This is a genomic window from Granulicella aggregans, from assembly GCF_025685565.1.
Lineage (GTDB): Bacteria > Acidobacteriota > Terriglobia > Terriglobales > Acidobacteriaceae > Edaphobacter > Edaphobacter aggregans_B.
Genome location: NZ_JAGSYE010000001.1, coordinates 2271905 through 2298727, shown reverse-complemented (window position 1 = coordinate 2298727; position 26823 = coordinate 2271905). Strand labels below are relative to the sequence as shown.

Genomic DNA, 26823 nt, shown 5'->3' with positions numbered 1-26823 from the left:
AGTACCCCCTTCTCCACCTTCGCTGCCGTTGTTATCGTCCGCCGTGCCCGGATCTCCCCTTGCCCCTTGCGCACCCGTGGGGCCTTCCGCGCCAGGACAAGTCAACTGCAATGAACCGGAGATGGTCTTGGCAAGCAGCGTAATCGAGGCGGGAGTATCGAGGTTCAGCGGGGGAGCGGAAAGGCTGCCTTGACTTACAAACTCATCGGCGGCAATCGTGTAGTTCACAAATCCCGACAGCGGACCGGCAGTGCATACCCTCGCAATCAAGATCACCAAGTCGCTGGCCGGATCCTGAGCCTGCAAGGTGTTCAACAGGCTTTGATCAACGGAGATATTGTCGCGAATATAAACAGTAGCCACTTGGGTCTCCTCCTTTGTCCCAGGGATCCAGCCCCAAGAATCCAGGAGCGCTCTTGTGGACCGAGTGTTCACCCGCGAAGGGCTGCGCTCTCACTTGCTCGCGGTTCACAGAATCTGCGCTGTCTTAAGTAGCTCTTCGATGTAGGGATCAGAAGCCTGTTTGGCGACTGAAGGAGCGTTCTCCCCCGCGATGGACGGAGCTGAGCGACTGCGGATGCCGTTCAGAAGCGCCACGCTTAGCGTGCCGCTGGGCAACCCCTTATGAAATAACGCTACTGCGGCGAGGGCGAGGGCGGTAGATCGGTCATCCTGTGGGCTGGCGCTGCCTTGAACAGCCGGCGCGAACGCGGGCTCGGCGATGCCGGACGTCCCGGTGGCTGGAGCGTGTGCGAGTGCCACGTACATCATTACTGCACGCCGATAGCCGGAAGCGGCGGAGATGGCTTGTTGTGTGGCCGGAGGATCGAGGGCTCCGGTTTCGGTCAGGGAACGAAACGCAACCGTCGAGGTGATTGAGTTGTCGCTGGTCAGCAGCTTTTTGAGAGAAGTCTTGTCCGCGTCGGAGGTCGGCGACCTGGTCAGCACGTTGTCTTTTTGAAGTGCGTCAAGGGCCGGTTGGACCTGGGTCTCCCATCCCGAAGGAAGAAGGCTCACGGAATCGAACTGTCCCACGCCCGCAACCTGGGGATTGTGCCTGCAGAGTACATTGCCTCCCGATGAGAAAGGGCGGTAGATGTCGTCAGGTGCAAGCTTCCGGTCGCGATAATCAGTAGGCAGTGTCCACCTGTAGTGTCCGCTCTGCACTCCGTTTGGGACGCCGATCCTGGTAGTCACAGTCCAGGAGCCTTCCTCGATCGTGCCTGGCTGCACAGGTGTTCCTGGGGCAATTGGCTTTCCGGTAGCGGCTTCGACGAGATCTCCCGTCTCAATATTGCGGGCGACTCCTATCGATACTTCTGAACCACTGTGGGCCTCCGGAATAATATGCAGTACCGACCAGGGGCCATCACCCGCATTTTCACTAGGCTGCAGGCGAAGATTCGCCATGTCATAGACCGCACGGAGATCGTGGAGGTGCTGTTCGGGAGTGGCTGCCAGAATGTCGCTGTCGCTCATCGTTTGCCTCATTTGGTGAACGTTGTCGTAGCCGCTCCAACTGGATTGTCAGTCGTCGTCAAAGGCGCATGGTTTGACTGAACACCGGTAGCAGGGTTGGCTGTGGCAGCGCCGTCGGCGTTGACCGTTGCATGCTGAGCCGCTGCGGCGCTATCCAAATTGATATCCCAGATTGCTTCTCGCAGCGAGAAGAACGAATCATCCGCTGTTGGGTTTGTCGAGTCGAAGACAACACAGAATGTCCGGAAGTGCTGCACCCTGGTCGTGTTGACGCGATTGCTCCATGTCACAGTCGCAACCGCCACCCCGGCGGAGTCGTTTTGGGTTTCAGAGAAAGTAAGATTCGCAGAGTGTTGCGGAGCATCGTTGCTTGCCGCCGTTCCGCTTCCCGAACAGCCGGTTGCAGGGGTCAACGCTGTGGCTGACTTGTCGTAAAGGGGATATGCACCATCCAATCCGTCGTTCACTGGTTGGACGACACTAGGATCATAGGTAACGGTTCTCCGCGTCGTGGTTGGAACCGTGACGGTGGTTCCCGTTGTCGCTGCGGCCAGCCAGGCGACCGTGGGCGTGTCCCAGGTGGTGTTGATCAACTTAATGCTGCATTCCTGCATGATCGCGATTCGAAGGTTCGTCAGTTGTGGTGCCGTGCAGTCGACACCAGCAGGCCGGATCCGGGCGCTCGAAGTGAAGGACACGGCGGCCCCTGCCGGCTGATACACAGTTCCCACAAAACTATAGTTCCCACCCTGCGTGAGCGGGACGGCCGCCAAATCAAAGCTGACGACCGTAACGTTCTTGGTGGTGATCTCCGATCCGGTGGCGGTGTCTTTGTGGATATGAATGACCGCGTCATTCACGGCAGCGCTCGCGGCAGCGCCGGAGATCTGGAATGCGGAAAAGGCCCCGCCGGCGTCCAACGTGAGGCTGACGGTGGTGTCTCCAGGGTTCGGAAAGCGGAGTCGCCCATCAGGATTTGCCAGTACGACCGTCACATTGCCCACCGAAGGGCCAACGAGCCTCATCTGGCAGTTCACGTTGAACTGATGGACCGGATGGGTACTGTTCAAGACCACCAGATCGTCATTGGTGGCTGTCGTGTTGTTGATCTGGATATCGAGCGAGTGGACCTTGACTGTGACCGACTTGCTCACTCCGCTACAGGTCGCCGTCACAGTCTGATTCCCCGTAGCGCCCCACCTGGTTGTAAAATGCGGGCCGCTGCCGGTTGCCGGGTTAGCCGACGCGCTCGTGCTCCAGGTCACGGAATCCAGATTCTTTCCCTGTGCCGCAAACAACTGAGGTTCGCCAGCGAACAGTGACGCGTTCGTCGGTGTAATACCGGTGATGCTGCAGGCGCTCGAGCTGGAGCTGCCGCTGGAACTGGAACCGCCTCCGGAACCACCACTGCCACCGGAACCAAAACTACTACTGGAGCTGCTGTCGCCGGAACTGCTGTCGCCGGAGCTATCGCCGGAGCTACTGTCGCCAGAGCTATCACCTGAGCTGCTGTCGCCAGAGCTATCACCTGAGCTGCTGTCGCCAGAGCTATCACCTGAGCTGCTGTCGCCAGAGCTATCACCTGAGCTGCTGTCGCCGGAGCTATCACCGGAGCTGCTGTCGCCGGAGCTATCACCGGAGCTACTGTCGCCAGAGCTATCACCGGAGCTACTGTCGCCAGAGCTATCACCTGAGCTGCTGTCGCCGGAGCTATCACCGGAGCTACTGTCGCCAGAGCTATCACCTGAGCTGCTGTCGCCAGAGCTATCACCTGAGCTGCTGTCGCCAGAGCTATCACCTGAGCTGCTGTCGCCGGAGCTATCACCTGAGCTACTGTCGCCAGAGCTATCACCTGAGCTGCTGTCGCCAGAGCTATCACCGGAGCTGCTGTCGCCAGAGCTATCGCCGGAGCTGCTGTACGCCTCGTCGTGGGGGCTGACCAGGTGTTCCCTGACCTTCGACGATGTGAGCGAGGCCCGCACCTCAGCCGAGGGCACCGCGATCACCTTCGGCAGATCCGTCGCCAGCAACGGCGGGTCACCCTCGTCGAACGTCGGATCCAGGGTCACGCTGAGCGAAGTGGCAAACTCATTGGTCTCGGCGATCCGGCAAATCGCCGACGACTCGCCCCGCAGAGCTTCTATTAACTCCCGCAGGTCCTCATCGAACATCCTCAACGAGCCGTTCGTTGCGTAGAGAAGCTTGCTCGCAGGATTGGGAGTGCCCGCGTGAATCGCCAGAACGTGGCGGCCATTCTGGTCGGCAATGGCCGCCTGACCGCGCACAGGCACCAGAGTAATCATGCCGAACTTGCCAAAGACCGCCGCGTCGTAAGCTGATCCGCGGCCGGTTCGCACGATGGCTCGCATCTGATACTCGCCCGTCGGTGTGTCTCCGTAGTGCTGCAGCGCGGAGCGGGTGGGGTTCCCATGTTCGCTCGCCGCGAAGTCGTTCGCCCTGCCACATACCGAATACGGACCCGCAACCGTCCGGCCGGCACCATCCTTCAAAACCAGCCGCCCCACGCGATTGCGGTCCGACCCGAGAACAACATCAATCGTGAGCATGAGCGCTTTCCTCCGCTGGCGTTCTAACCTTCAGCCCACAAACCTGTGGGATATCCACCCGGCCCAGATTGAACGTTTCCATAGCCGGACCTTGCCAGCTCTGCCGCAAGGGCAACATCGGCGGTCATGATCCAGCGGCACAAACGGCAGGGACATCGAGCGGCCGTTCTCATAGATCACAGGAGCCTGCAGGGGAGGTCCTCAGAAACTCCAACGGAGGCTAGCACGATTTCCAGTGGAATACAAACCCTGCGAAGAATAATACTGCTCATTAAATATCTGCATCGCAGAGAATTTCTTTGTGGCCTCGTTCGGGCAGCGCAAGCTAGATGGAAAAACGCACTATATTCGCACCATAAAACTTAAAAACTTGACATTCGCAAAGAATGCCTTAGTCTTGCAGCCTAAACTCGGCGCAGGTTTCCTGGTCGCTCCGCTTCAATCGAGACCGGAAGCGATCTCTAACCCGCTGTTGTTTGAAGGACGGCCTGAAGCAATGCGCCCTTTTGAGATTTGCCTTAGGCCATTTTCTTCAAGAGTGTCTTCGCGTTACGAATTGAACCATAGATTCTGGGCTCCCTTGAATTCTTCATCTGCCTTTCGATCAAGCTTCATTCTTGACTCGGTGAGGACCCATGTCTGCGACACTTTTCATGCCCGTAGCGCCCTCCGTTATACAGGGAACGATCGATTCGGCCCCCGAACATCAGCAGGTCAAGACTTTTCTTGAGAAGCTGGGCGCGGACACGTTCGGACACGCGAACGCTCATTCGCTATGCCAGCACCTGCTTCAGACGAGGCAGATACTGGCGCGCTGGGGTTGTCCGGTCTGGATCCAGAATGGCGGGGCGCTTCACAGTATCTATTCGACCGATGTCTACAAGAGACAGCTCATCCCATTCTCCGACCGCGAAATGGTGCGTTGCTTTGCGGGCATTGCGGCAGAACGGGCGGCCTTTTTGTTTTGCACACTGCCGCGGCAGAGGCTCTTCGCAGCCCTGGATCGTGCAGCGAATACCAACAACCGAGCGGATGAGCTTGAGGTGCGTTCCGATTCCGGCGTTCTGCTGGAGACACTTAACCCGCAGGATCGTGACGCCCTTCTGTTGATTCACATGGCCAATGAGGCCGAGCAAGCGCAGGGCCCGAACGCAGGGCCGGGAGTTTTTCTGCACCACCTGGCAGGGTTGGCCGCGCACTTGGAATCCGACTCGCTTCGACCCGGATTTCTGCCAGAAAGGACCGAGATCCCCTCTCGAGATCAGGAGCGACAGGCCCGAGACTCTTACTTACGTGGACTGGAAGCCATGCTTGCGGGCGACCGCAATCAGGCCCCGGAACGATTTATTGAGTCATCGTTCACTTGCCCGGTATGGGCCGAGCCAACCCTCTGGCGAGCCTACCTTGCGCTTCAGATGGGCGATCTACCAGAGACGGTGCAACTCTGTTCCACCGCGAAGCTACAGCTACTTGCGACAGGCTTTGCCTGGGACAAGAGACTCAGCTATCGAGAGTGGTTGTGGCTTGCGTGCGCACTGGATCGACTGGCTTCCGAGGGACGACGTCCTTTTACCGCAGTCCTCAATCGCCGTTTCGCCGACTTAACCCGTAGATTTGAAGGCGCAAAACCCCAGGCCTCCGAGACTCCGGCAGGGTCGCAAGAGAAGAAGGCGGAAGCAGCTCCCGTCCCGCAACCAGTCGCGAATCAGGGCACTGAGACTACTTCCACTTTCGTCCTGTCCCGGCGCTTCGAGCGATATCTCAGCCTGTTCGCGAACCATCCCCCGGACGCAAAGATGTTTCACTTTCCCGACCTGCCCTCACAGCCGTTTTTTGACCCGCAATCCTTCGCGATCGTGGCAGCGCTCGAAGCTAACTTCGAAGAGATCCGCGCCGAGGTACTGGCTCTCGGCGATCATTCATATCACCAGGAGCACGAGAAGAGCATCAAGCGAACAGGTTCGTGGGATGTCTTCATGCTCTATGAGCGGGGCCGGAAGAACCAGGGGAATACGGCGATGTGCCCGGCCATCAGCCGGATTATCGAAGGGCACAACACGGTCAGAACACTGGCGGGTTTGATGTATCTCTCCAAGATGAGCCCCCATACAGTGATTCAGCCTCACCGGGGACCAACCAACATGAGACTGCGTTGCCATCTTGGGATCCAGGTGCCGCAAGGTGACTGTGCGATCAAAGTAGGCGGCGAGACCCGCCGATGGCAAGAGGGAAAGTGCCTGGTCTTTGATGACAGCTACCCGCACGAGGCCTGGAACCATACCGATGAGCTGCGTAGGGTACTTATTGTCGACATCTGGCATCCCAATTTGTCGGACGACGAACGCGTCCTTCTTGAGGGACTTCACCGCTTCGCGATGGCACAGACGCTAAGTCTCAATAGTTATTGGAGCGGCAACGAGAAAGCTCGTAAGCATAGCTACGATTGATGCGATTTAGAGCGATAGAACAAAACACCGGTTGTGAATTTGGAAATGAATCGAGAAAAGATATTCATGCCTTCGAATGCGATGAGGAGCTCGGACACAGTCCGCAGAATTTCCGAACCTCAGGTGTGCCTCGTGACTGGCGCGGCGGGATTCATTGGGTCCCACGTGGCCGAAGCTCTGCTTACACGGGGATATCGAGTCTTAGGCATCGACAATATCAATGACTATTACTCCACGGAAACAAAGCACGAGAACCTAGATTCCTTACTCCGTTGGGATTTATTTTCCCTTCTGGAAGAGGATATCAACGACCTGTCCGGGCAAGATCTTCCACCCCGCATCGATTTTGTCTTTCATCTGGCGGGACAGCCGGGGGTGCGCTCCAGTTGGTCGCACTCCTTCGATATCTACCTCAGCAGAAACCTTCGTGCCACACAAAGATTGCTCGAGCTGATAGTCGGCAAGTCGGTCCGTCGCTTCATCTTCTCGTCTTCTTCTTCGGTCTACGGTCAGGCATCCGGGCCCGTTACCGAAGGTGCTGTTCCTCACCCTTTGTCGCCCTATGCAGCCACCAAGCTGGGAGCGGAAGGGCTGTGTCTCGCATATAGCGCGGGATACTCGCTCCCCATGACGATCCTTAGATACTTCACGGTCTATGGACCTCGCCAGCGACCGGATATGGCGATCCACAAACTTCTTCATGCGGCGATGACGGATACCGCGGTTCCCATCTTTGGAGACGGAACGCAGCGCCGCGCCTTCACCTATGTTGGCGATGTTGTCGATGCTACGCTCGCAGCGATGAACGAAGGCCAGGGGCCATCCATCTACAACATCAGCGGGGGGCAGTCCGTCACGCTCAACGAGTGTCTGTCTGTCATCGAGGAGGCGACCGGACAGCGCATTCTTCGACTTCCTTGCCGCGAGCAGCGAGGGGACCCCTATGAGACTGAGGCGGACATCTCGAAGGCGCATAAGCATCTTGGATATCTTCCGAGAGTATCTTTGAGCGCCGGAATATCCCACCAGTGGCAATGGATGTGTGCCAGGACTGCCGCGCACGCACGGGGCTAAATTTAATAATTCGACATAAGTTGTAGCGATTTCAAGATTGACAGCACTATCTCTCAACCGTCGTATTCGACCACCGCCAGAAGCAGTATTTTCCTCCCGAGGATTCAATGCACGAGTCGAACTCCATTGTCCACGGCCTTTGGATAGGGGCCAACCTATCCAAGCTGGAGTTGCTGACCATTCGTTCGTTTGTGGAACAAGGGCACCAATTCATTCTCTGGACTTATTCCGATATTCGCTGCCCCCTACCCATGGGGGTAACAGTGAAGGATGCCGCTGAGATTCTGCCTGCAGACTGTGTCTTCAAGCGGTCAATCGTGGATCGCGAATGCGGACTGGGGGTTGGAAGCTGCGCCGGGTTCTCCGATCTGTTCCGCTACAAGCTGCTTTACGAGCATGGAGGATATTGGGCTGACATGGACGTAACTTGCCTGAGACCGCTCGACTTCTCCACTCCTTATCTATTTCGGAGCCATCGTCTGGGTGCGGTCGGCAACCTGATGAAGTGTCCGCCGGCGAGCAGGCTTATGGAGCTGACCTATGCGCGAGCGTCCCGCGATCTGAACGAAAACGGCGACTGGCACTTCGGAAATCGCGCCCTGAGCACCACGGTGCGCGAACTTGGATTAGCACAGTACATTCGCGACGATCTCGGTAACGCGGAGTCTTGGAAGGAAGGTGTAAAAGACTTCATAGAGCGAGACACTCCGATTCCCGGGCACTTCTACATTATTCATTGGCTGCATGAGTGCTGGAGAACCTTGCAAGCCAACGCAGGTTTCTACAAGGGATACAAGATGGCAGAGAACGTTCCGGACAAGAATCATGCGCGACCTTTTACGACGCTGGCTCGACTTTACGAGGAGCATGGGCTTTAGAAGAGAACTTCTATGAAAAGTTTCAACATCATGATCGCGAGCCTAGCTCTCGGTGGAGCTGAGAGGATTGTTTGTGAGACCATCTCTGCCCTTCGAGATCGCGGAGTTGTTGGAAGACTGTTTGTCTTATGGAGCCTGGAGCCATCCTATAAGTTGCCGGCATCAGACCTGTTTTATCTTCATCCATGGAAGGCTGCAACCCGTGAAGCGAAGCTACTGGAGGTGGCCTCCGAAGTGCTTCGTTCAGGAAATAAACTCCTGTTTACGCATTTGATCTCTGTGCGCGACCTCGAGGTGCTGTGGCGAGTTGGAGTGCAGACCGTGCCCGTAATCCATAACGCGCGGGAAGGCTGGCAGGACCCGGCAACTTCGTATGCGGCTTCAAATGTTCCCTTCGTTGTGGCGGTCGCTGGATCCGTGGCTGCCGAGATGAAGGAATCGGGGTGCACGGTACCCATCATCACGATTCGCCATGAATTGCAACGTTGGTATTTGAATCAAGAGGCGACAAAAAACAGGATCTGGATCAGGGAGCGGCATCATATTCCCAGCGGCACATTTCTTATCGGGATGGTGGGCAGCTTCAAGGCTCAGAAGGCCTATCCGCGTGCGGCCCGGATTCTTGCACAGGTGCGAAGATCCCGCCCAGCAAAGCTGATGATCCTCGGCTCCTGGGACCACGACTACGGCTACGGTCGCGTGACCTACGATGTCTTTTGCAGGCTGGTCGAAGAGTTGGGCCTTCAGGACGATGTCCTGTTGCCCGGCTCTGTTGAAGAAGCTGACGCCTACTACTCCGCTTTTGACGCTTACCTGAATACCAGCGTGTTCGAAGGGCTCAGCGTTGCCCTGCTGGAGGCCCAGCAGTGGGGGTGTCCCGTGGTGACAGCCGATGCAGGGGGCAACTCGGAGGCTCTTGTCGATGGCTCAGTCCTGGTACGCGACCCTTCAGACATCGTGGCCTATGTTGACGCGCTGTTGAGCCTGCAGTCCAAGGCACGCGTAGTTTCGGAGAAGCCAGCTTATCCCGATCTCGTTCCGCGCATCTGGTCCTTTCTCAATGCGTATGGCGTCGATCAGCGTGAGCCCCGGTCCGGAGTTCTCTTCGTCACCGACAACCTGAATATGGGCGGAGCGCAGCGCTCCCTTACCAACCTTCTCGTCCACATGCCGGACAAGAGCGGAGTCGCAGTCTGTCTGCTGGGAGCAATCCATGGAAGAGATTTTCTGAACGAAATTGCGCGGGCATCCATCCGGCTATTCACCTTCGGAGACCCGGCGAACGTCGTCGACACAGCCGCGCGTGTGTTCGATGTGATTGATCAGCTTCGTGTTCAGACTGTTTGTTTTTGGAACGCAGACGCTTCGGTAAAGCTGCTGGTCAGCAAGATTCTTTCAGCCACTGACCTGCGCATCGTGGATGTCAGCCCAGGGGGAACACTCTTCAGGGAACTCGATGAAACGCGGGCGTTTCAGCGCCGGATTTCCTACACCGAGTCGGAGTATCTGAATCGGCTGGACCGGTTTGTGTGCAAGTGCGATGTGGGAACGGTCAATCCGCGATTGACCGACGCGAAGGCCAAAGTGGTCGTGATTCGAAACGGCGTACCCATGGAGTTTGACGAAGAGGCCAGCAGCGCGCCTGCGGAAGCGGCTATGCGTATTGGCACCTGCGGACGAATCGTGCCCGAGAACCGGCTTGAGTTTCTCCTCGATACCTTTGCCATTGTCTCGCGGCGATATAAGGAAGCTTCTTTGACCATCGTGGGAGATACCCGAACCGGAAGGCAGCAGTACAAGGAGTTTCTCCTGAGCCGGATAGCCGAATTGGGGTTGAAGGGTGTCCACTTTGTTCGTGCCACCAACGACGTGACTTCGCAGCTTAAGTCGTTCCGGGTCTTCGTCACGGCCTTCGCAGGGGAAGGCTGTTCCAATGCGGTCCTCGAGTCGATGGCAGCAGGCACTCCGGCAGTGGTGACGGTGTCCCCATCCAACCAGGAACTGATTGAGGATGGCGTAGATGGATTCGTTGTCTCCGATCCTCAGGAGATGGCAGCAAGGATAGAGATTCTTTTGAAGAGCCGTGAGGTTGCAGATTCGATCAGCCGGGCGGCCAGGAATACTGTGAAGCAGCGTTTCTCCATGGGGCAGATGGTCAACAATTACTGCTGCTTGCTCGCAGGCTGAATGAGCGAAAGCTAAAGGAAAGCAATCATGGCCACTCTAAAAATCGATCTTCCGTCTGACCGCAATCGCGTGGGTAGACTCGTCCTGAATGACGATTCAGGCCGCCTGATATCTGGTCCCTTCCCCGTGTGTGGAAGGGCCAACGACTTCGCCGCCAGCGAACACGGCAATCCCACTCGCAGCCCAAGGTTGCCCTACGGCGATACGCCCACCGGAGAGTACCGGATGAGGGGCATCGTCCGGACAGGTCGCGGCACAGCCTACAGTTCGGCGACCTTCGGGAAGGCAGGGATGATCGCCCTGGAGCCGGTGCGTGGCGAGGCTGCGATTGCCGACCAGAATGGCCGTCATGTTTTGGTCATCCAGGGCGGCACTCCGAACACGGCAAGCAAGCTTCTCTATGCGACGAACGGGTCGATCCGGATGTATGACGACGACTTGCGGGATCTCATCGAGGCAATTCGTTGGGAGTCCTCCGTAACCTGCAAGATTGTCGAGACCAAGGAGTATGCAACTTCGCTCAACGTAACCCTCGATCCAACTTATGACGAGGGTGATTCACCGCTGCTACCCGCGGACATTCCCGTAGCGACTGATTCCTCGGCTCCGGCAGTCTCCATTTCGCTGAAGATGCCCAAGATTCAAGAGCGGCTAGTGAGCCCGCACGATGAGGCGTATAGCAGTTCGGGAGACGGCGGCTCGGGAGACGGCGGGTCTGACAACAGCAGCTCAGGAGATGGCGGGTCTGACAACAGTAGCTCGGGAGATGGTAGTTCCGGTGACAGCTCCGGGGATAGCTCCGGCGACAGCAGTTCCGGTGACAGCTCCGGGGATAGCTCCGGCGACAGCAGTTCAGGCGACAGCTCCGGGGATAGTTCGGGCGACAGCAGTTCAGGTGACAGCTCCGGGGATAGTTCGGGCGACAGCAGTTCAGGTGACAGCTCCGGGGATAGCTCCGGCGACAGCAGCTCAGGAGACAGCTCCGGGGATAGCTCCGGCGACAGCAGCTCAGGAGACAGCTCCGGGGATAGCTCCGGCGACAGCAGCTCAGGAGACAGCTCCGGGGATAGTTCCGGCGATAGCAGCTCAGGTGACAGCTCCGGGGATAGTTCCGGCGACAGCAGTTCGGGCGACACCAGTTCAGGTGACAGCTCCGGGGATAGCTCCGGCGACAGCAGTTCAGGCGACAGCTCCGGGGATAGCTCCGGCGACAGCAGTTCAGGCGACAGCTCCGGGGATAGTTCCGGAGACAGCAGCTCAGGAGACAGCTCCGGGGATAGTTCCGGCGACAGCAGCTCGGGTGACAGCTCCGGCTCTCAGTCTAGCCATCACAGTTCGGGCAGTGGCAAAAAGAGCTCCACTTCTGCCAAGCCGAGTTCCAGTTCCGCCAAACCCAGTTCGTCCAGTTCATTGAAGCCGAGTTCGTCGAGCTCTTCGAGTTCATTGAAATCAAGCTCTTCTAGCTCTTCCAGCTCGTTGAAACCAAGCTCATCGAGCTCGTCAAGCTCTTCCAGTTCATCGAAGCCGAGTTCTTCAAGTTCATCTAGTTCTTCGGGGTCATCGAAACCGAGTTCTTCTAGCTCCTCCAGCTCGTTGAAACCAAGCTCATCGAGCTCGTCAAGCCCTTCCAGTTCATCGAAGCCGAGTTCTTCAAGTTCGTCTAGTTCTTCGGGGCCATCGAAGCCGAGTTCTTCCAGCTCCTCCAATTCGTCGAAACCAAGCTCGTCTAGCTCCTCTAGCTCTTCGAAACCGAGTTCATCAAGTTCCTCCAGCTCTTTGAGTTCGGCAAGACCTGTTTCATCCAGCTCCTCCAGTTCGCCGAAGTCATCGACTTCGTCAAGTTCCTTGAAGCCAGGCTCATCCAGTTCTTCCAGTTCAATCCATTCGTTGAGCTCAACGTCTTCCAGGAGTGGTCAGTCGTCTGGTTCCACCGGATCGTCCGGATCGGGCATGAGTAGTTCTTCCGGGTCAGGACTAAGAATCCGTCAAAACGTCCTGAATCTATCTGCGGCGCAGCAGGCGAAGTTTGTGAACGCGCTGCTCTCGCTTAAGTCTGCGGGCAAATACGACAGCTATGTGACCCTGCATGCGAGCGCAGCGATGAAGAGTACGCCTGCTCCTGGAGACCCTCTCCCCAACGCCACCAATCCAGCAGCCGCCGTGGCGTACAGGAACGCAGCCGGTAGCGGACCGGCGTTCTTCCCTTGGCATCGCGAGTTCGTCTTGCGGCTGGAGAGGGACCTTGCCGTGGCCATGGCTGAGCCTGGCTTCGCCATGCCCTACTGGAATTGGGCCGCCGACTCCGGGGCCGCTCCTCCGGCATCTTCGTCAATCTGGGGAACGGCTCTCATGGGCGGCGATGGGGACCCAGCCAACTCGAACCGCGTTCGAACCGGTCCATTCCGTTCTGTACTGGATGGGGGCAGTTGGACGACGGTCGAACTGGATGCCAACGGCAAGCCCCTGCCATCTAGCTTCCTGCGCCGGACCCTCGGTCGCGGCACGTCGGCATCTGGCGTGCCGTTACCCAGCCCCGCCAAGGTGAACGCAAGTCTTGGCCTCACACCTTACGATGTCGCCGACTTCAGCAGCGCATCGACAAGTGGATTTAGAAATAGCTGCGAGGGTTGGGTTCCTTTCGGCATGAACAACCTGGTCCGCACCTGGATCGGGGGAAGCATGGCTTCGGTGACCGGCCCTAACGATCCGGTGTTCTTCCTGCATTACTGCAACATGGACCGGCTCTGGAACTTCTGGCAGGCCAGCAAAGCCGGTGGGTTCGGCAGGGGATACGTGCCGATCAGCAAGGGACCAGCTGGTCATAACCTCACGGATCCCATATTCCCCTGGACGACGGCGACCGACACCGTTACGCCGGCGGATATGGTTAACTCCCTGACTCTGGGCTATAAGTATGACACTGACTAATCGCGCCACGAAGAACCCTGTCCAGCTAGAAGATGCATTGTGCGGAGCCGATATTTAAATGCGCAAGCTGATACTGAAGAATAATCAAAGCCCTGGCGATATTCTCATGCTCACGGCGACCGTCAGGGATTTGCACGCCTGCTATCCGGGTGAGTTTCTAACTGACGTTCGTACCAGCGCCGACCAGCTATGGCAGCACAACCCGCGTCTTACTCCATTGCAGACGGATGATCCGGAGGTCATCACGCTGCAGTGCAACTATCCACTGATCCATCGCAGCAACGAAAGTCCCTATCACTTCGTCGAAGCGTTTACTGAATTCCTGAATGACAAGCTCTCGCTGCATGTCGTCCCCCAAAAGCTTGCCGGCGAGATTCACTTGCACCCCAAAGAAAAGGCCTGGATCTCCCAGGTGCAGGAGCGGACAAAGACAGAAGTTCCGTTCTGGGTCATCGCCGCCGGAGGTAAGTACGATTTCACCGCAAAATGGTGGAATAGCGACCGGTATCAGCAGGTAGTCGACCACTTCCATGGGAAGATTCAGTTCGTGCAGGTCGGGGAGCTGCACCACTATCATCCGCCCCTTCGCGGTGTGATCGACCTCCGCGGGCTGACAGACATTCGTCAATTGGTGCGCCTGGTCTATCACGCGCAGGGAGTCGTTTGCGGCGTTACCTTCCTCATGCATCTGGCCGCAGCCGTCGAAACGAAAGCGGGGAAAGAACGATCGAGGCCCTGCGTGGTGGTCGCCGGCGGACGTGAGCCTCCTCAATGGGAGGCATATCCTCATCATCAATTTCTCCATACCGTAGGAGCTCTGTCTTGCTGCGAAAAAGGCGGATGCTGGAAGTCCAGGACTCTGCCCATGGGCGATGGAAGCGAAAAGGATGCGCCTCGAAATCTTTGCGTCGATGTTGTCGATCGAATGCCGCGGTGCATGGACATGATCGCCAGTGAGGATGTGATCCGCGCGATCGAGAGATACTTCGAAGGCGGCCGTCACGCCTATCTCACATCCGATCAGTTTTGCGCAGCACAACCGGCAGTCCGGCAACCATCAGCCCAATCCATTTCGACCTCTATGGTCCAGTAGACGATGCGGCGATTCCTTCTTTATTGCAATTACGGCCCAAGTGCCAACGTCATGCTGACGGCTGCCGTCCGCGATCTGCACAAGTTGTCCCCTGGGCAGTTCGAGACAGACGTCCGTACCGACTGCCCGGAGATATGGCTCAACAACCCCTACCTTTCGAAACTGGACGAGCACGATCCGGATGTAGTTCCTCTTGACTGCCCGCCCCCGTCCCGATCGGAGAAGGAACAGGCATCGTTTCGGCTATTGCCGGGACTACTGCAATACTTCTCCGTACTGCCCGGGGTCAACATCAGGCCAACGATCTTCCGGGGCGATCTTCATCTCTCTCGAAAAGAACGGTCATGGTTTTCCCAGGTCCAGGAGCTCACCGGCGACAGAATCCCATTCTGGTTGTTATCTACCGGCGGAGGTTCGAAAGCGAGCACCAAAAGGTGGCCTCCCGACAGGTACCAGGCAGTCGTTGACGAGTTCCGCGATCGCATCCTTTTTGTCCAGGTTGGGACTGGCAAGGACGACGGAGAGGCCCTCAACTCGGTCATCGATCTACGCGGGAAGACTGATCTGCGTCAGCTGGTCCGTCTGGTGCATCACGCGCAGGGGGTGCTCACTTCGCCGAATCTATTGATGCATCTTGCCGCCGCTATCGATACGAGCAACTTCGCCCCGAACCGAGCCTGTACGGTCGTCGCCGGAGGTAGTCAATCCTTTCACTGGCAGCGGTATCCGACGCACCAGTTTCTGCACACGATCGGCGCGCTTCCCTGCTGCGAAACCACGGGCTGCAATAGAACTCTCACTCACTTCATCGGCGACGAACAGAAGTTCGAATCGGCGCAAGATCTTTGTGTCGATCCACTCGGCAACGTGGCGCGATGCATGAACATGCTGGACACGGCCGCTGTGGTTCGCGCAATCCAACGCTACTTCGACGGTGGACTCCTCAGCTACCTCTCAAACGACGAGATGAGGGTGGCGCGGCGGACACTTGTCGCCCTGGACGATCGGCAGGACGGAACTGTCTTCGAAGAGACCGCAGACGAATGGCAACATGCCGCAATAGCACAGGCTCCTTCATGATGAGTTTCGATCTGGATATCCATACGAAGTCAAGATCCATGCAGCTGTTCTCCCACGATCGAGGCGGCTACTCGTCCATTCGCAACCGGAACGTACTCGTGTACTGGCCGCATGGATTCGGCGATCTTGTTGGCCTCGGATATGTGCTGCCACTTCTGGATCCGAGCAACAAGCTTTGGATCACTCGGTTTGGGGATGACTATCTCTCGCTCATGGACGGCAGCGACTATATCTCGCCGGTGTTCGCCGGCGGACCGCCTGCGGTCCATTCTGGCGATGGCGGCGCGCTCAATCTGCGCCACTTCGGTCTGACTTACGACCAGATGAATGGAGAGAAGAAGACGGTATCGCTGCCCCGGTCAGTTCATGAGGTGTGCCGGCGTCACAAGATAAGCACTCTTCTTTGGACGAGCTACCCCGAAACCGTAGGTCGGCAGCCATTCCCTTACCATACGAAGGCGAGGAACCTTGCGCGTTACATCGCTCCTCGTTCGAGCTTTCCTGTAATCGAATCGAATGTGCCACTGATCAATGGCATCAACTTCAACGTTGCTCCCTGGCTTGCTGCGTGGGTTGAAGCGCGGCTGCGAAATGTCACCGGATTTGGGGATAGAAAGTTGTGCATCCTTTCCCGTAATGGATACACCGCGATCAACAAGAATTGGGGTCACTGCTGGCGGGAAGATATGCCTCCCGGAAAACAGCGTGAAGGCGAAGAATGTCGCGACTTCATGCGCCTGCTCCTGAAGAAAGACCGCAAGTGGGTCTTTCTCGTTATGGAAGACCGTCTCTACGAAGACGATCACACCTTGCGTTCCAAGGGACTGAACTGCTTCAGTTTTGCGGATATCTTTGGGTCGGTACAGGAGAGCACGATTCCATTCGGGTTGATCCTCAAGGCCATCTTGAACCTCGCATCGTTGAGCATCGGCGTGCCGGTAGGGCCGTTCCATCTTTCCATGGCAAAACGAGATCTCCCAACGGTGGGCATATGGCTGGGACACTCGCCCACATGGTACGACGAGCCAAAGCAATGCGCTCTGCACCTCGTCAGCAGCGAGGTCGCGAGAAAGCACCCGGAGATCCTGCTGGACAACACCGAGACGGGTTGCCTTGGCCATCGGATCGTCATTCAGCCGACCAGGATCATCACCGGCGCACAGGTCTTAAGCGCGGTCGAGACTTTGCTTCAGTAGGAGGTGAGCCATGGACCAGGAAACCATCTCGGCGTTCGATGCGACACGAAACCTCTCCAACCAGGCGTTTCTTTCCGGATGCTATGCCCCGTATACGTCGCTCTACTTCGATACCTCGGGAGACGTGCGTGTCTGCTGTCATAACTGGTCCAACATCGTGGGAAATGTGACGAGGAACTCGCTGGACGAGATATGGAAAGGTACCGCGATCGCCGCGATACGATCCGCAGTCAAGCGGCTGGACTTCAAGCGGGGCTGTCAGTTCTGCGAGTGGCACCTGAGCACACGACAGTTCCTCCATGCGCCCATTACCAAGTGGGATAAGTTCACCGTGACCTCCGAGACCCCGGAGTGGCCGAAGCTCATGGAGTTTTCCATCAGCAACCAGTGCAATCTTGAATGCGTCATGTGCGACGGAAAGTCTTCTTCCGCAATCCGTCAGCGACGTGAAAAGCTGCCCCCGATTCCCCGGGTCTACGGCGATAAGTTCTTTGAGGAGCTCCGCAGTTATCTCCCGCATCTGCAGCAAGCCAAGTTTCTCGGAGGCGAACCGTTTCTCCAAACGGAGTGCTTCCGAGTCTGGGAGATGCTGCTTGAAGAGCGCATCCGCTTACCCGTGACCGTGACGACGAACGGCACACACTATAACTCGCAGGTCGAGAGGGTCCTGGATTCGATGCCGGTTGGGATCGTTGTCTCGCTCGACGCGATGTCCAAAGAGACCTACGAAGACATCCGGGTAAACGCCGATCATGGCAAAGTCATGGAAAATGTGAGGCGCTTCCGAAGCTACTCCAGGCTCAACAAAACGACCTTCGGATTGACCTACTGCCTGATGCGGCGGAACTGGCAGGAGTTCGCAGATTTCTGTGTATTTTGCGAGCAGATGGAGTGCGTGGTGTGGGTGAATATCGTCCGCCGCCCGCCACACCTGAGCCTTTATACGCTTGATGCTGACGATCTCAGCCAAATCGTAGACATCATGGAGAAACAGGGACACATGCTCAAGTTGGCGATGGGGGGAAATTATCCTGTTTGGGAGAATGAAATTGACCGGCTGAGGAAGCGTTGCCTCGGCGTGATCCCTCCCAACGTGCAAGTCATTCAGGGAGCTGCCATTCAATGAGTCGATGCGCGAATGTATTTGCTTATGCTGTGACTGGAAACACCCACATCGACCAGGTCAACACTTCGCTGCGATTCCTCAAGAGATTTACGAGGCAGGAAGTGGTCGTGGTGGCCGCGCGCTACGACAACACAATTGAACACGACCAGGTCATACGCGTCGATGTCCCGGAAGAGTTTGACAATCATCAGGCGAGCATCGTGCTCAAGACTGGCTTGCACAGGATCGTCAATGTCGGCGAGCGCATCTGCTGTTACATCGATAGCGACGTAGTCGCCGTTCACGAGGGCGTGCAAAGAATCTTTCAACGCAAGAGAGGACCGGTCACCTTCGCTGCCGATCACACTCGTCTTTCGAAGTTCAGCCGATTCGCCGTGCGGTGTTCCTGCACAAGCGGAAGCTGCGATCATCTGCGAGAGGCGATCGCCTCAAAATTTGGGGTGGTTGTCTCCGATCAGAACTGGCAGCACTGGAATGGTGGTGTCTTTCTGTTCGATTCGGAGTCCACCGATTTTCTCGACACATGGCACAGCTCCACCCTCTCGATCTTCAAAGATCCCAAGTGGAAGACTCGCGATCAGGGGACTCTGGTCGCGACGGTCTGGAAGTTCGGTCTCCAGGACCAGTTGACGCTAGCCCCGAAGTATAACTACATCGTGGATGGCATGCGCGGCCTTTCGGATGCGATGCGCAAGGAAGCGACTCCCTCTTCCTACCGTTATGACGAAACTTACTCGCTTGATCCCGACTCAGCGCGGTTGCACCCTTATCTTCTGCACTTCGTCAATGGCACCGGACAACCCGGTTGGCGCAACTGGGATGAAGCAGAGGCCCGCTTGTATACCGCATGAACAGATCTCCTTCGCTCACCAGCCAATGCCAAACGCCATGTGCTGCGTATGCGATGACTGGATCGTGGAGCTGAAGCCGCTCGCATCGTCGTAGGGGAAGCCGTATGCGAGTCCCGCGACGCTGTGGTTATGCCAGAACTGCGCGTAGTAGTTTGCAGGCGCGGCAAGGTAGAAGTCCGCGGGCACGCTCCACTGGGCCGGGGTCTCGACCACGTGACGATTGAACGCCGCGCAGAGTTGCACCTCGATGGCCAGCGTTCCGCCTGCCTGTGGACCACCGTTGCCGTTGTTGCCATCGTTGTTGAACACGCCATCACACGCGAGGATCTCCGGTGTGGTTGGCTTGCCGACGATGTAGTTGCCTCCTACATACGCTCCGTTGTTCAGGTTCTTCTCTACAAACTGGAACTGCGTGGCGTTTGTGTTGCCCACAAATTCACGGCTGCCATTGTTCAGCGAAATGGTCAGGGTGTTCGTCGCGAAGTAGCTCCATACGGAGTTGACATAGCTATCGAAGTACGTATCGTTTGCCCCTCCCGCGGCAAAGGTGTCCTTCGCGGGGGCGGGAATTCGCAGGTTCGACACCGGGTTGACGTGGAATGCCGCCGGAGTCTGCGCTGCGTACTCTGCATCGAGCGCGGCTACGGACTCATTGATGCCGGTCTGTCCGTGGTTGGTAACAACACCGCCTACATTGATCTCCGGCGACGCATCCCAGACATCCAGCAACAAAGGCAAGCCAAACTGGTCGACCTGCGTCGTGTTGATGTAGATGTTCGGTGTCCCATCCGAGTTCAGTCCGGTTGTGAACTCATACCAGTCGTAGTGCGTCTTGAGGTTTGGATCGGTAGCATTCTGCGGATTTGCCCCGGCGTATCCGAGAGGCGCTCCTACCGGAGCGGGCATGATCGGCATATACATCGGGGCGCCCAGTGAGATGTAGACGCGGCCAGAACTCAGAGCGGGCAGCTTCAGCAGCTTGCTTTGCGCCAGTGTGAACGAATAGGCGGGATAGCTCTTGCCGTCGGGTCCAGTCAAGTGGTTTGCCGCCGTATTGTCGGCAACACTCGCCGCATGAACGCTCCCATCGGCGCCCACCCACGAGAGCGCATTCCCGTTTGCGGGATTGTTCCCGAGGACCTCAACGTAGATCTGGCTGTCGGAGTATGCTCCATTCGTATTGTTGTTCAGATCAGTCCCAATCACTCCGGGATAGGTAACCGTCGAAGGATTGGCGGTGTTCACCGTCAGGACAGCCTTCGCCGACGGCGCGGACGCGACGCCACCACTTGAGGCAACCACAGTGAAGGTGGCGGCGTTGTCCGTGGCCGTCGTTCCCAGCGTAGTGTAGGTGGCGCTCGTCGCGCCAGCGATCGGCGTGCCGTTCTTCGACCATTGATAGGTGAGTGTCCCTGAGCCCGTAGCGACCGTCGTGAACACGGCTGGTCGGCCGATTGTTACCGTCTGGCTTACGGGTGGCAAGGTGATCGTCGGTGCGGTTGCCGTAGTCACTGTCAATATCGCTGCGCTCGACAGTGTTGAGCCTCCACTGTTCTTGACGGTAACGGTGAACGAACTGCCGTTGTCCGTGGTGGACGTTAGTGGCGTCGTGTAGGTGGCGCTGGTTGCTTCGGAGATGGAGATACCACTCTTCATCCACTGGTAGGTGAATGGCCCTGTTCCACCTGCCGTGACCGAGAAGGTCGCACTTGTTCCCGCAGAGACGGTCACACTCTTCGGCTGCGCGGTAATCGTGGGTGCGGTTGGAGTCGGAGGTGCTGCCGTAGTACCCAGGACCTGAATGCCGTTGAACATCGGTTGATCAGCCGCGCCTCTGGTAAAGGCGATCACAATCTGGCCATTGACCGCTGTCACGTTGGCGATCGACTTCACCACTGCGGTGAATCTCGCATTGCCCGCTGCAGCAAAGATATCGAAGTTCTGCAGCGCCGCGACCGGAGATCCATTGATGGCTACGTTGAACTGCCTCGAGCCTGCGGTCGTGAAGTACAGCTCCGCGAAGTGGAGCACCACAGTGTAGCTGTTGCCCGTAACCAGCCCTCCGATGGTGAAGGTCTGGTTGCCCTGGCAGGCGCTCTCATAGACCTGCTCTGGAGCTGCGCTCGATGCGATGGCAGCGGGAATTGTGATCCTCTGGCCAGGATCGAACTCTGAGCCAGCAGTACACATCGTGTCTGCGGAATAGCCTCCTATGGCCGTTGGACTTCCGGCGTCGATGGCAATACCGGAGGTGACAGGCGTGGTCGCCGCCGTTCCGCCCTGTATCTCGATGCCGTTGAACATCGGTTGGTCCGCAGCTCCTCTTGTAAAGGCAATCATGATCTGCCCGTTGATGGCCGTAACGTTGGCGATTGACTTCACTACAGCAGTGAACCTCGCGTTGCCGGCGGCGGCAAAGATATCGAAGTTCTGTAGCCCTGCGACCGGAGATCCATTGATGACTACGTTGAACTGCCTGGAGCCCGCGGTCGTGAAGTACAGCTCCGCGAAGTGCAACACAACGGTGTAGCTGCTGCCTGAGACGAGGCCGCCGATAACAAACGTCTGGTTGCCCTGGCAGGCGCTCTCATACACCTTCTCCGGTGCCGCAATCGATGCGATTCCGGTGGGTATCGTGATTGCCTGGCCCGGGTCGAACTCCGAACCGTTGGCGCACATCGTATCGACCGCGAAGCTACCGACTGCTGTGGGGCTGCCGGCGTCGATAGCAACCACATCGTTGCCTCCGCCGTCTGTGCTGCCGCTTGCACCGACGGTGAGCACCGCTGTGCCGCTGGTCGTAGACAAGCCGTTAGCGCTCACAACCACGCTGAACTGCGCTCCGTTGTCTGACGCCACCGTTGCCGCCGTTGTGTAGGCATTGGCCGTGGCTCCTGCAATCGCCACGCCGTTCCTCCGCCACTGGAAGCTCAGCGTTCCGGTTCCTGTGGCAACGACACGGAAGGTCGCGACCGTACCGACCGTCACCGTCTGGCTGGATGGCTGGGATGTGATGACCGGTGCGGTCGCTCCACCACCGGTGCTGCCTCCGACCGTTAGCTTTACTGGGGTGCTGGTGTTGGTGCGCTCGCCGTTCTGCACGATCACACTGAAAGTTGAGCCGCTGTCTGTCGTTGCAACTGGCTGCGTGATGTAGGTTGCGGAGGTCGCACCGGGAATGACGTTGCCATTCTCCAGCCATTGGTAGCTTGGCGACGGCTTCCCTGTCGCAGCCACCGTGAACATGGCCGATTGCCCAACCGCAGCATTCGTGGCTAGAGGTTGTGTCTGGATCGCTGCAGCCTGTGCCGACGATGTGCCCATGGTGCAGAGCGTCTCGCCGGGCCAGTTGTTCGTCACCTTCTCTTCCACGCTGCCGTCGAATCCTACGATCGCAGTTTGGCTTGCATTGTTCGGATCGACCGTCGAAGTCCAGGTATTCCATGCGCCTGGGAACGCCTTCGACGAATTATTGATGCCGCTGATGTCGAGCGCCTCGGCCTGGGTTGGAAGCCTCATGCCGATGCTCGAGCAATATGCCGCCGCGTCGACTCCCGTGAACTGCGAACCGATCACCGGGTTGGTCTTGACTGTGCTCGTCCAGGTAAGGCCAAGCAGGTTATCGACGATCAACGCCGGGTTGCTGGCGCTGACGCTATAACGCTCTGTCGACGCCCCAAGCTGAGGGATGTTGTAGACCTGGAACTCCCACATCGAGTAGCCGTAGTTGCCGCCTCGCACCTTGCCAAGCATCCGAACGTAGCGAGCCTGTACCGTCGGGAAGGTAAGCGTCTCGGCTCCGCCTGCGCCCGAGTTATTGGTTGTGGCAACGCTCCATACTGGGTTGGTTGCGGGGTCGGCGCTGGTGTACTGGATCTGGTACTGGGCCGCGTAGGCCGCCTCCCACGTAATGACGACCGTGTTGAACGGCTGTACCGAACCAAGGTCCACCTGTAGCCATGACGGATCGACGCCCGCTATTGCCGGTGTTGGCGGCGCGCCTGCGGTGGCCGAACCCCAACGGCTGCTGAGATTGCCATCCACGGCGTTCTCCGCGCCCAGGCAGCCTGCGCCGGTATATGGTGGCGCAGTGGTCGCATCGGTGCAGGCGTTCTGTGTGCTGCTTGAAGTGGCCAGCTTGCCGAGCGCGAGGTTGTTCCCTGGAGGAGCCAGCGTAACCTTCGCGGCTGCGCTCGTAACAGGAACGTTCGCTGCATTGTTCACCGTGACGGTGTACGTTCCTACGTTGGCCGCGCTCATAGCCGGAATTACGTAGGAGATCGAGTTCGAGAGCTGCGTGTTCGCTTCGAGGATTGACGTCTGCCCGCCCTGCGGCGTGAACTGCCACTGGTAGGTGTAGGGAGCGGAGCCAGCCACGGTCGCTGTCAGTTGCACCGGTTGATTCGTTGCGGCGATCTGGCTCGCAGGCTGGGTAAGGAAGCTCACGGGCGTTGCGGCGTTGACCGTAAGGACTGCGTTCGCCGACTGCACCTTATTCAGCGGGTTGCTCACGATCACGTAGAACGTGTGCGTTCCGGCCGCTGTAAGCACTGGCGTCGTGAAGGTGTTCTGCGGGCCATTCGCTACCTGCGTGTTGTCCTCGTACCACGCGTAGTTCAGGGTCGGAGAGCCCGAGGCAACCACGGTCAGCGTCGCCGTCTGTCCTACGACGGCAGACTGCGAGGCTGGTTGAGTTGTGATGACCGTGTTGGCCGGCGCAACAACACTGAGCGTCACGGGATTCGATGTGACCGCACCAAACCCGCTCGCACTGGTGATCGTCACCATGAACGTCTCATTGTTGTTCGCGGTTGTGGTTGCAGGCGTGGTGTAGCTCGTCGAGGTCGCGCCCGCAATGGGGGTGTTGCCCGCGTACCACTGATAGTTCAATGATCCAGAACCACTGGCCGCGACAGTAAAGGTCGCCGGGAAACCCGCCGTTACCGACTGACTCATCGGCGGCACAATGATCGCCGGTGGCTGCGATTGCACTGGAGGTGCGGGCGCCACGGAGGTCAGCTGAACGCTTCCGCTCGTCAGGCCGGGTGCTGTAGCCGTCACGGTGACTGTTCCGGGCGTGAAGGTACTGCGAAGCGCGATCTTCGTCAGGCCTCCTTCGAAGTTCAGTTCAGGATCGCCCGGCGAGTGAAAGAAGGCATACGGCACGCCATTGATGACGTTGCTGTTCGCCTCCGAAAACGCGTCCTGGTAATAGCTCGTGAACAAAGGACTCGCGACGACCTGCTCCGTGCCGCCCATGTATTGCGCGGGTCCTGTTACCGAGAAGGTCACGTTATCGGCGGCCGTTGGCACGATGTTGCCCTGTGCGTCCTCAACCTCAGCCACCACAAAGGCAGCATCCGATCCATTCGACGTCCATTGGAAGCTGGTTCCGTCCGGCTTCACTAACCCGGAGACCGCCTTGAGCACGATCTTGTTCTCCGCACCCGCAGTCGTTCGCGAGTCAGTCGCGCTTGTTACCACGTTGCCGCTGTTGTCGATGCACTCGGCGGTTACCGTGCCCGCGGCCCAGTTCACCATCCAGTGCACCTGGCCCGGCATCACCGTAGTGTTCTGTGTCAGGTCATTCTCCGACTGCACCGTCCATGGGTTGGGTGTCTGGTCTGCGAGCGTTGCGCCGGTCAGCGGGTCCTTGTTCACTCCGTTGATGAGCAGCCGCACGGCGGGGCAGTTGCTGAAGGCGTTCTCCTGGATCGGCGTGCCCTGTGTGTACTCATAGGCGCGGTTCCAGTGGTGCGCCAAGGCGACCACCGGCTTGATCGAAAAAGGGACCCAGTTTGCCTGGTAGATGTAATACAGCAGCTTCGGGAACCGGTTCTGGTCGACCATCGAGTATCCGAGCGAACGAACGTAGTTCGACCTGTCGACCTTCTGCCCGGTCGTCGGATCGATCCTGTTGTCGACGATGTTCTGATACTCAGACCACAGGCTTACCTCGCCCGGTGTATCGGCAAAGTACCACTGCGCCATGCCATAGGCGTTGTTCACGCGGCCTTGACGCCAGTCATTCAGATAAGGCGCGGCAAACGCCAACTCGTTGTCGTAGGCGAGGCCTCGCCCCGTGCCGATGTTGTCCCAGTACTCCGCACCAAACGCGGGCTTTGTGGGATTACTATTCTTGATGCCAGACTCACAGCCCGCGCCATCGCACTCCTGCAGTCCGACAAAGTCTGCGTAGGCGGGCAAGTAGGCCCGCGTCGCCTGCTGACGCGGATTGATGTTGTCCCACTCCGCTTCAAGCGTATAAAGCGTGTTCACAAGGCTGATGTTGTTGCCGCCATTGTCTTCTTCCCAATCAAGGATCGAAGGATGGCTGCGGTCGCGGATGATCATGTCGCGATGGATCTCGGTCTTCAGCGTTGTATCGTCCGCTGAAGGATTGGTGAAGCTGCCTTCGCCATCACCACTCGGCTGGTCGATCATGACTCCGTATGCATCAGCTGCTTCGACAAACTCTTCGCTACTGGTCGAATGGCCCGGCCTCCAGACGTTGCCTCCGCTGGCAGCAAATTGCGCCATGTCGCGCCAGACCTGCTCATCCGGAACCGACGAACCCAGCGCCGGATAGTCATAACGACCGGAAGCACCCCATAGGTACGTGGCGTGACCGTTGAAGTAGGGCAGGTTGTTATCCCACGTGATCGTGCGGATTCCAAGCGGGCTCTGCGCTGAGTCGACCACTGTCCCATTGACGCTGACGATGTGGTAGACCTTGTACATATAAGGCTTGCCGAAGGTCGAGTTGTTCGGATACCACAGCGTTGGGTTCGGCACCGTAATCTGCTGCTGAAACATCGCCTGCGCCGTCGAAGGAAAGCTGGCGGAGGTCATCGGAGCGACGGGCTGCGTGATGGGCGGGGCCGTCACCACGACGTCGCCGTTCGCATCGACAACCTGCGTCGTCAAAGTGACCTGCTGCGTCGTCGCCGACTCATTCAGGACATTGGTCTGGACCTCGACAATCGCTGAAGCGGCTGTCGCAGTCGCATCGGCTGCGGGAACGATCGAGACCGTCCCTACATACGTGCCCCAGGTCTTCTGGTTGGAGTAGACATTGATCGGAATATGGACCTGGTTCGTCACGAACATCTTCACATTGCGAAACAATCCCGCCATGGCCTGGCCGAACCGGAATGCACCGGAGAAGTTGGGCTGCTCGAACCACGTGCTGCCTCGCGACACATCGATGGCGATCACGTTATCCGTCATCCCGTCAGCATGCAGATACGGTGTGAGATCCACGGCGACCGGCACGAATCCGATCACGTGCGTCGCCTTCGCGTCGGCAGCCACCGCGCTGATACCGGGTAGCAGGGTTCCGTTAACGTAAATCTGCACGCCGGTGTGTGAACCTTCAATCTCCAGCATGAACTTGCGCGCGGCGAGCTTCGGGTCGACCTTGAAGTGAAGCCGGTACCAATTGTCGTTGCCAGTCAGAGAACCCTGCCCGCCGCCGGAGGTCTGGTTGATGAACGTCCTCGGGATGTTCGCGTCGTAGGGCAGACCGACCTGCTGCCACTTGGCGCTCGAGTCGCTGCTCTCCGCAAAGCCCTGGGTCGAGTAGGCCGTCTCGTTCGCCGTGTTCTCAAACCACCAGTTGCTCTGAGGCGCATTGGAGGCCGACGCGGCGTTCGCGATGTACTCCGGCACGCCTGCGGCCAGGTCGATTGTCATCCGCTGCGAGAGCGGCAGCGAAGATTCCACTTGCTGCGCCATGGCTATCGAACACATCGAGACGACGAGTAGCAGCAGAGCGCCGGCCACCTCAATCACGCTAAACCTGGGTATGACCACTACGCTTATGCGAAGTTCTTTCATCGCGATGCCTTTCAGAACAGCAGTTAAGGGAGGGGATAACTGAAGAAAGCAGAGAAGCAAGGCGATGACAGAACGGTC

General features: G+C 58.0%; 15 protein-coding genes. 10 read left to right on the top strand and 5 right to left on the bottom strand.

The features are described 5' to 3' along the window. Positions 1-468: 468 nt before the first annotated feature. Both OHL18_RS09070 and OHL18_RS09065 read right to left on the bottom strand, forming a co-directional pair. Positions 469-1479 (bottom strand): hypothetical protein, encoded by a 1011-nt coding sequence (locus tag OHL18_RS09070; RefSeq protein ID WP_263374484.1) that lies wholly within the window; start codon positions 1477-1479, stop codon positions 469-471. 8 nt (positions 1480-1487) lie between these two features. After that, positions 1488-4046: a L,D-transpeptidase gene (locus OHL18_RS09065; RefSeq protein WP_263374483.1), complete on the bottom strand. Its 2559-nt coding sequence runs from the start codon at positions 4044-4046 to the stop codon at positions 1488-1490. A 635-nt stretch (positions 4047-4681) separates the two neighbouring features. Here OHL18_RS09065 and OHL18_RS09060 point away from each other — a divergent pair. From OHL18_RS09060 to OHL18_RS09045, 4 genes are all read left to right on the top strand, one after another. Then, positions 4682-6493 carry an aspartyl/asparaginyl beta-hydroxylase domain-containing protein gene (locus OHL18_RS09060; RefSeq protein WP_263374482.1) on the top strand — a complete coding sequence of 604 codons (1812 nt, stop codon included), beginning with the start codon at positions 4682-4684 and terminating at the stop codon, positions 6491-6493. A 45-nt stretch (positions 6494-6538) separates the two neighbouring features. After that, positions 6539-7567 (top strand): NAD-dependent epimerase/dehydratase family protein, encoded by a 1029-nt coding sequence (locus OHL18_RS09055; protein WP_317890476.1) that lies wholly within the window; start codon positions 6539-6541, stop codon positions 7565-7567. 107 nt (positions 7568-7674) lie between these two features. Next, positions 7675-8445, top strand: a complete 771-nt coding sequence (locus OHL18_RS09050; RefSeq protein ID WP_263374481.1) for a glycosyltransferase — start codon at positions 7675-7677, stop codon at positions 8443-8445. A gap of 12 nt (positions 8446-8457) precedes the next feature. Next, positions 8458-10632, top strand: a complete 2175-nt coding sequence (locus OHL18_RS09045) for a glycosyltransferase family 4 protein (protein ID WP_263374480.1) — start codon at positions 8458-8460, stop codon at positions 10630-10632. 641 nt (positions 10633-11273) lie between these two features. Here the strand turns inward: OHL18_RS09045 and OHL18_RS09040 are convergent. Then, positions 11274-11768, bottom strand: a complete 495-nt coding sequence (locus OHL18_RS09040; protein WP_263374479.1) for a hypothetical protein — start codon at positions 11766-11768, stop codon at positions 11274-11276. A 192-nt stretch (positions 11769-11960) separates the two neighbouring features. After that, the gene (locus OHL18_RS09035) at positions 11961-12338 is read right to left on the bottom strand and encodes a hypothetical protein (protein WP_263374478.1); all 378 of its coding nucleotides are present in this window, start codon (positions 12336-12338) and stop codon (positions 11961-11963) included. A gap of 244 nt (positions 12339-12582) precedes the next feature. Between OHL18_RS09035 and OHL18_RS09030 the strand changes: the two genes are divergently transcribed. The 6 genes from OHL18_RS09030 to OHL18_RS09005 are packed head-to-tail and all read left to right on the top strand — an operon-like array spanning position 12583 to position 18906. Then, the gene (locus OHL18_RS09030) at positions 12583-13560 is read left to right on the top strand and encodes a tyrosinase family protein (RefSeq protein ID WP_263374477.1); all 978 of its coding nucleotides are present in this window, start codon (positions 12583-12585) and stop codon (positions 13558-13560) included. A gap of 58 nt (positions 13561-13618) precedes the next feature. Next, complete coding sequence (locus tag OHL18_RS09025; RefSeq protein ID WP_263374476.1) at positions 13619-14653, top strand: glycosyltransferase family 9 protein; 1035 nt, start codon at positions 13619-13621, stop codon at positions 14651-14653. 3 nt (positions 14654-14656) lie between these two features. After that, on the top strand, positions 14657-15733 hold the full coding sequence (locus OHL18_RS09020; protein WP_263374475.1) for a glycosyltransferase family 9 protein: 1077 nt from the start codon (positions 14657-14659) through the stop codon (positions 15731-15733). A gap of 38 nt (positions 15734-15771) precedes the next feature. Then, positions 15772-16929, top strand: coding sequence for a hypothetical protein (locus OHL18_RS09015; protein ID WP_263374474.1), 1158 nt, complete (start codon positions 15772-15774; stop codon positions 16927-16929). 10 nt (positions 16930-16939) lie between these two features. Then, positions 16940-18055 carry a radical SAM protein gene (locus tag OHL18_RS09010; protein ID WP_263374473.1) on the top strand — a complete coding sequence of 372 codons (1116 nt, stop codon included), beginning with the start codon at positions 16940-16942 and terminating at the stop codon, positions 18053-18055. After that, positions 18052-18906 carry a glycosyltransferase family protein gene (locus tag OHL18_RS09005; RefSeq protein ID WP_263374472.1) on the top strand — a complete coding sequence of 285 codons (855 nt, stop codon included), beginning with the start codon at positions 18052-18054 and terminating at the stop codon, positions 18904-18906. Before OHL18_RS09010 ends, OHL18_RS09005 begins: the two co-directional genes overlap by 4 nt. A 15-nt stretch (positions 18907-18921) precedes the next feature. Here OHL18_RS09005 and OHL18_RS09000 read toward each other — a convergent pair whose 3' ends face one another. Beyond that, positions 18922-26745, bottom strand: coding sequence for a beta-1,3-glucanase family protein (locus OHL18_RS09000; RefSeq protein ID WP_263374471.1), 7824 nt, complete (start codon positions 26743-26745; stop codon positions 18922-18924). Positions 26746-26823: the final 78 nt, after the last annotated feature.

Excerpts from the sequence above, each read along its gene's own strand:
- OHL18_RS09070 (WP_263374484.1), bottom strand. The coding sequence starts at position 1,479 with ATGAGCGACAGCGACATTCTGGCAGCCACTCCCGAACAGCACCTCCAC.
- OHL18_RS09065 (WP_263374483.1), bottom strand. The coding sequence starts at position 4,046 with ATGCTCACGATTGATGTTGTTCTCGGGTCGGACCGCAATCGCGTGGGG.
- OHL18_RS09060 (WP_263374482.1), top strand. The coding sequence starts at position 4,682 with ATGTCTGCGACACTTTTCATGCCCGTAGCGCCCTCCGTTATACAGGGA.
- OHL18_RS09055 (WP_317890476.1), top strand. The coding sequence starts at position 6,539 with ATGAATCGAGAAAAGATATTCATGCCTTCGAATGCGATGAGGAGCTCG.
- OHL18_RS09050 (WP_263374481.1), top strand. The coding sequence starts at position 7,675 with ATGCACGAGTCGAACTCCATTGTCCACGGCCTTTGGATAGGGGCCAAC.
- OHL18_RS09045 (WP_263374480.1), top strand. The coding sequence starts at position 8,458 with ATGAAAAGTTTCAACATCATGATCGCGAGCCTAGCTCTCGGTGGAGCT.
- OHL18_RS09030 (WP_263374477.1), top strand. The coding sequence starts at position 12,583 with ATGAGTAGTTCTTCCGGGTCAGGACTAAGAATCCGTCAAAACGTCCTG.
- OHL18_RS09025 (WP_263374476.1), top strand. The coding sequence starts at position 13,619 with ATGCGCAAGCTGATACTGAAGAATAATCAAAGCCCTGGCGATATTCTC.
- OHL18_RS09020 (WP_263374475.1), top strand. The coding sequence starts at position 14,657 with ATGCGGCGATTCCTTCTTTATTGCAATTACGGCCCAAGTGCCAACGTC.
- OHL18_RS09015 (WP_263374474.1), top strand. The coding sequence starts at position 15,772 with ATGCAGCTGTTCTCCCACGATCGAGGCGGCTACTCGTCCATTCGCAAC.
- OHL18_RS09010 (WP_263374473.1), top strand. The coding sequence starts at position 16,940 with ATGGACCAGGAAACCATCTCGGCGTTCGATGCGACACGAAACCTCTCC.
- OHL18_RS09005 (WP_263374472.1), top strand. The coding sequence starts at position 18,052 with ATGAGTCGATGCGCGAATGTATTTGCTTATGCTGTGACTGGAAACACC.
- OHL18_RS09000 (WP_263374471.1), bottom strand. The coding sequence starts at position 26,745 with ATGAAAGAACTTCGCATAAGCGTAGTGGTCATACCCAGGTTTAGCGTG.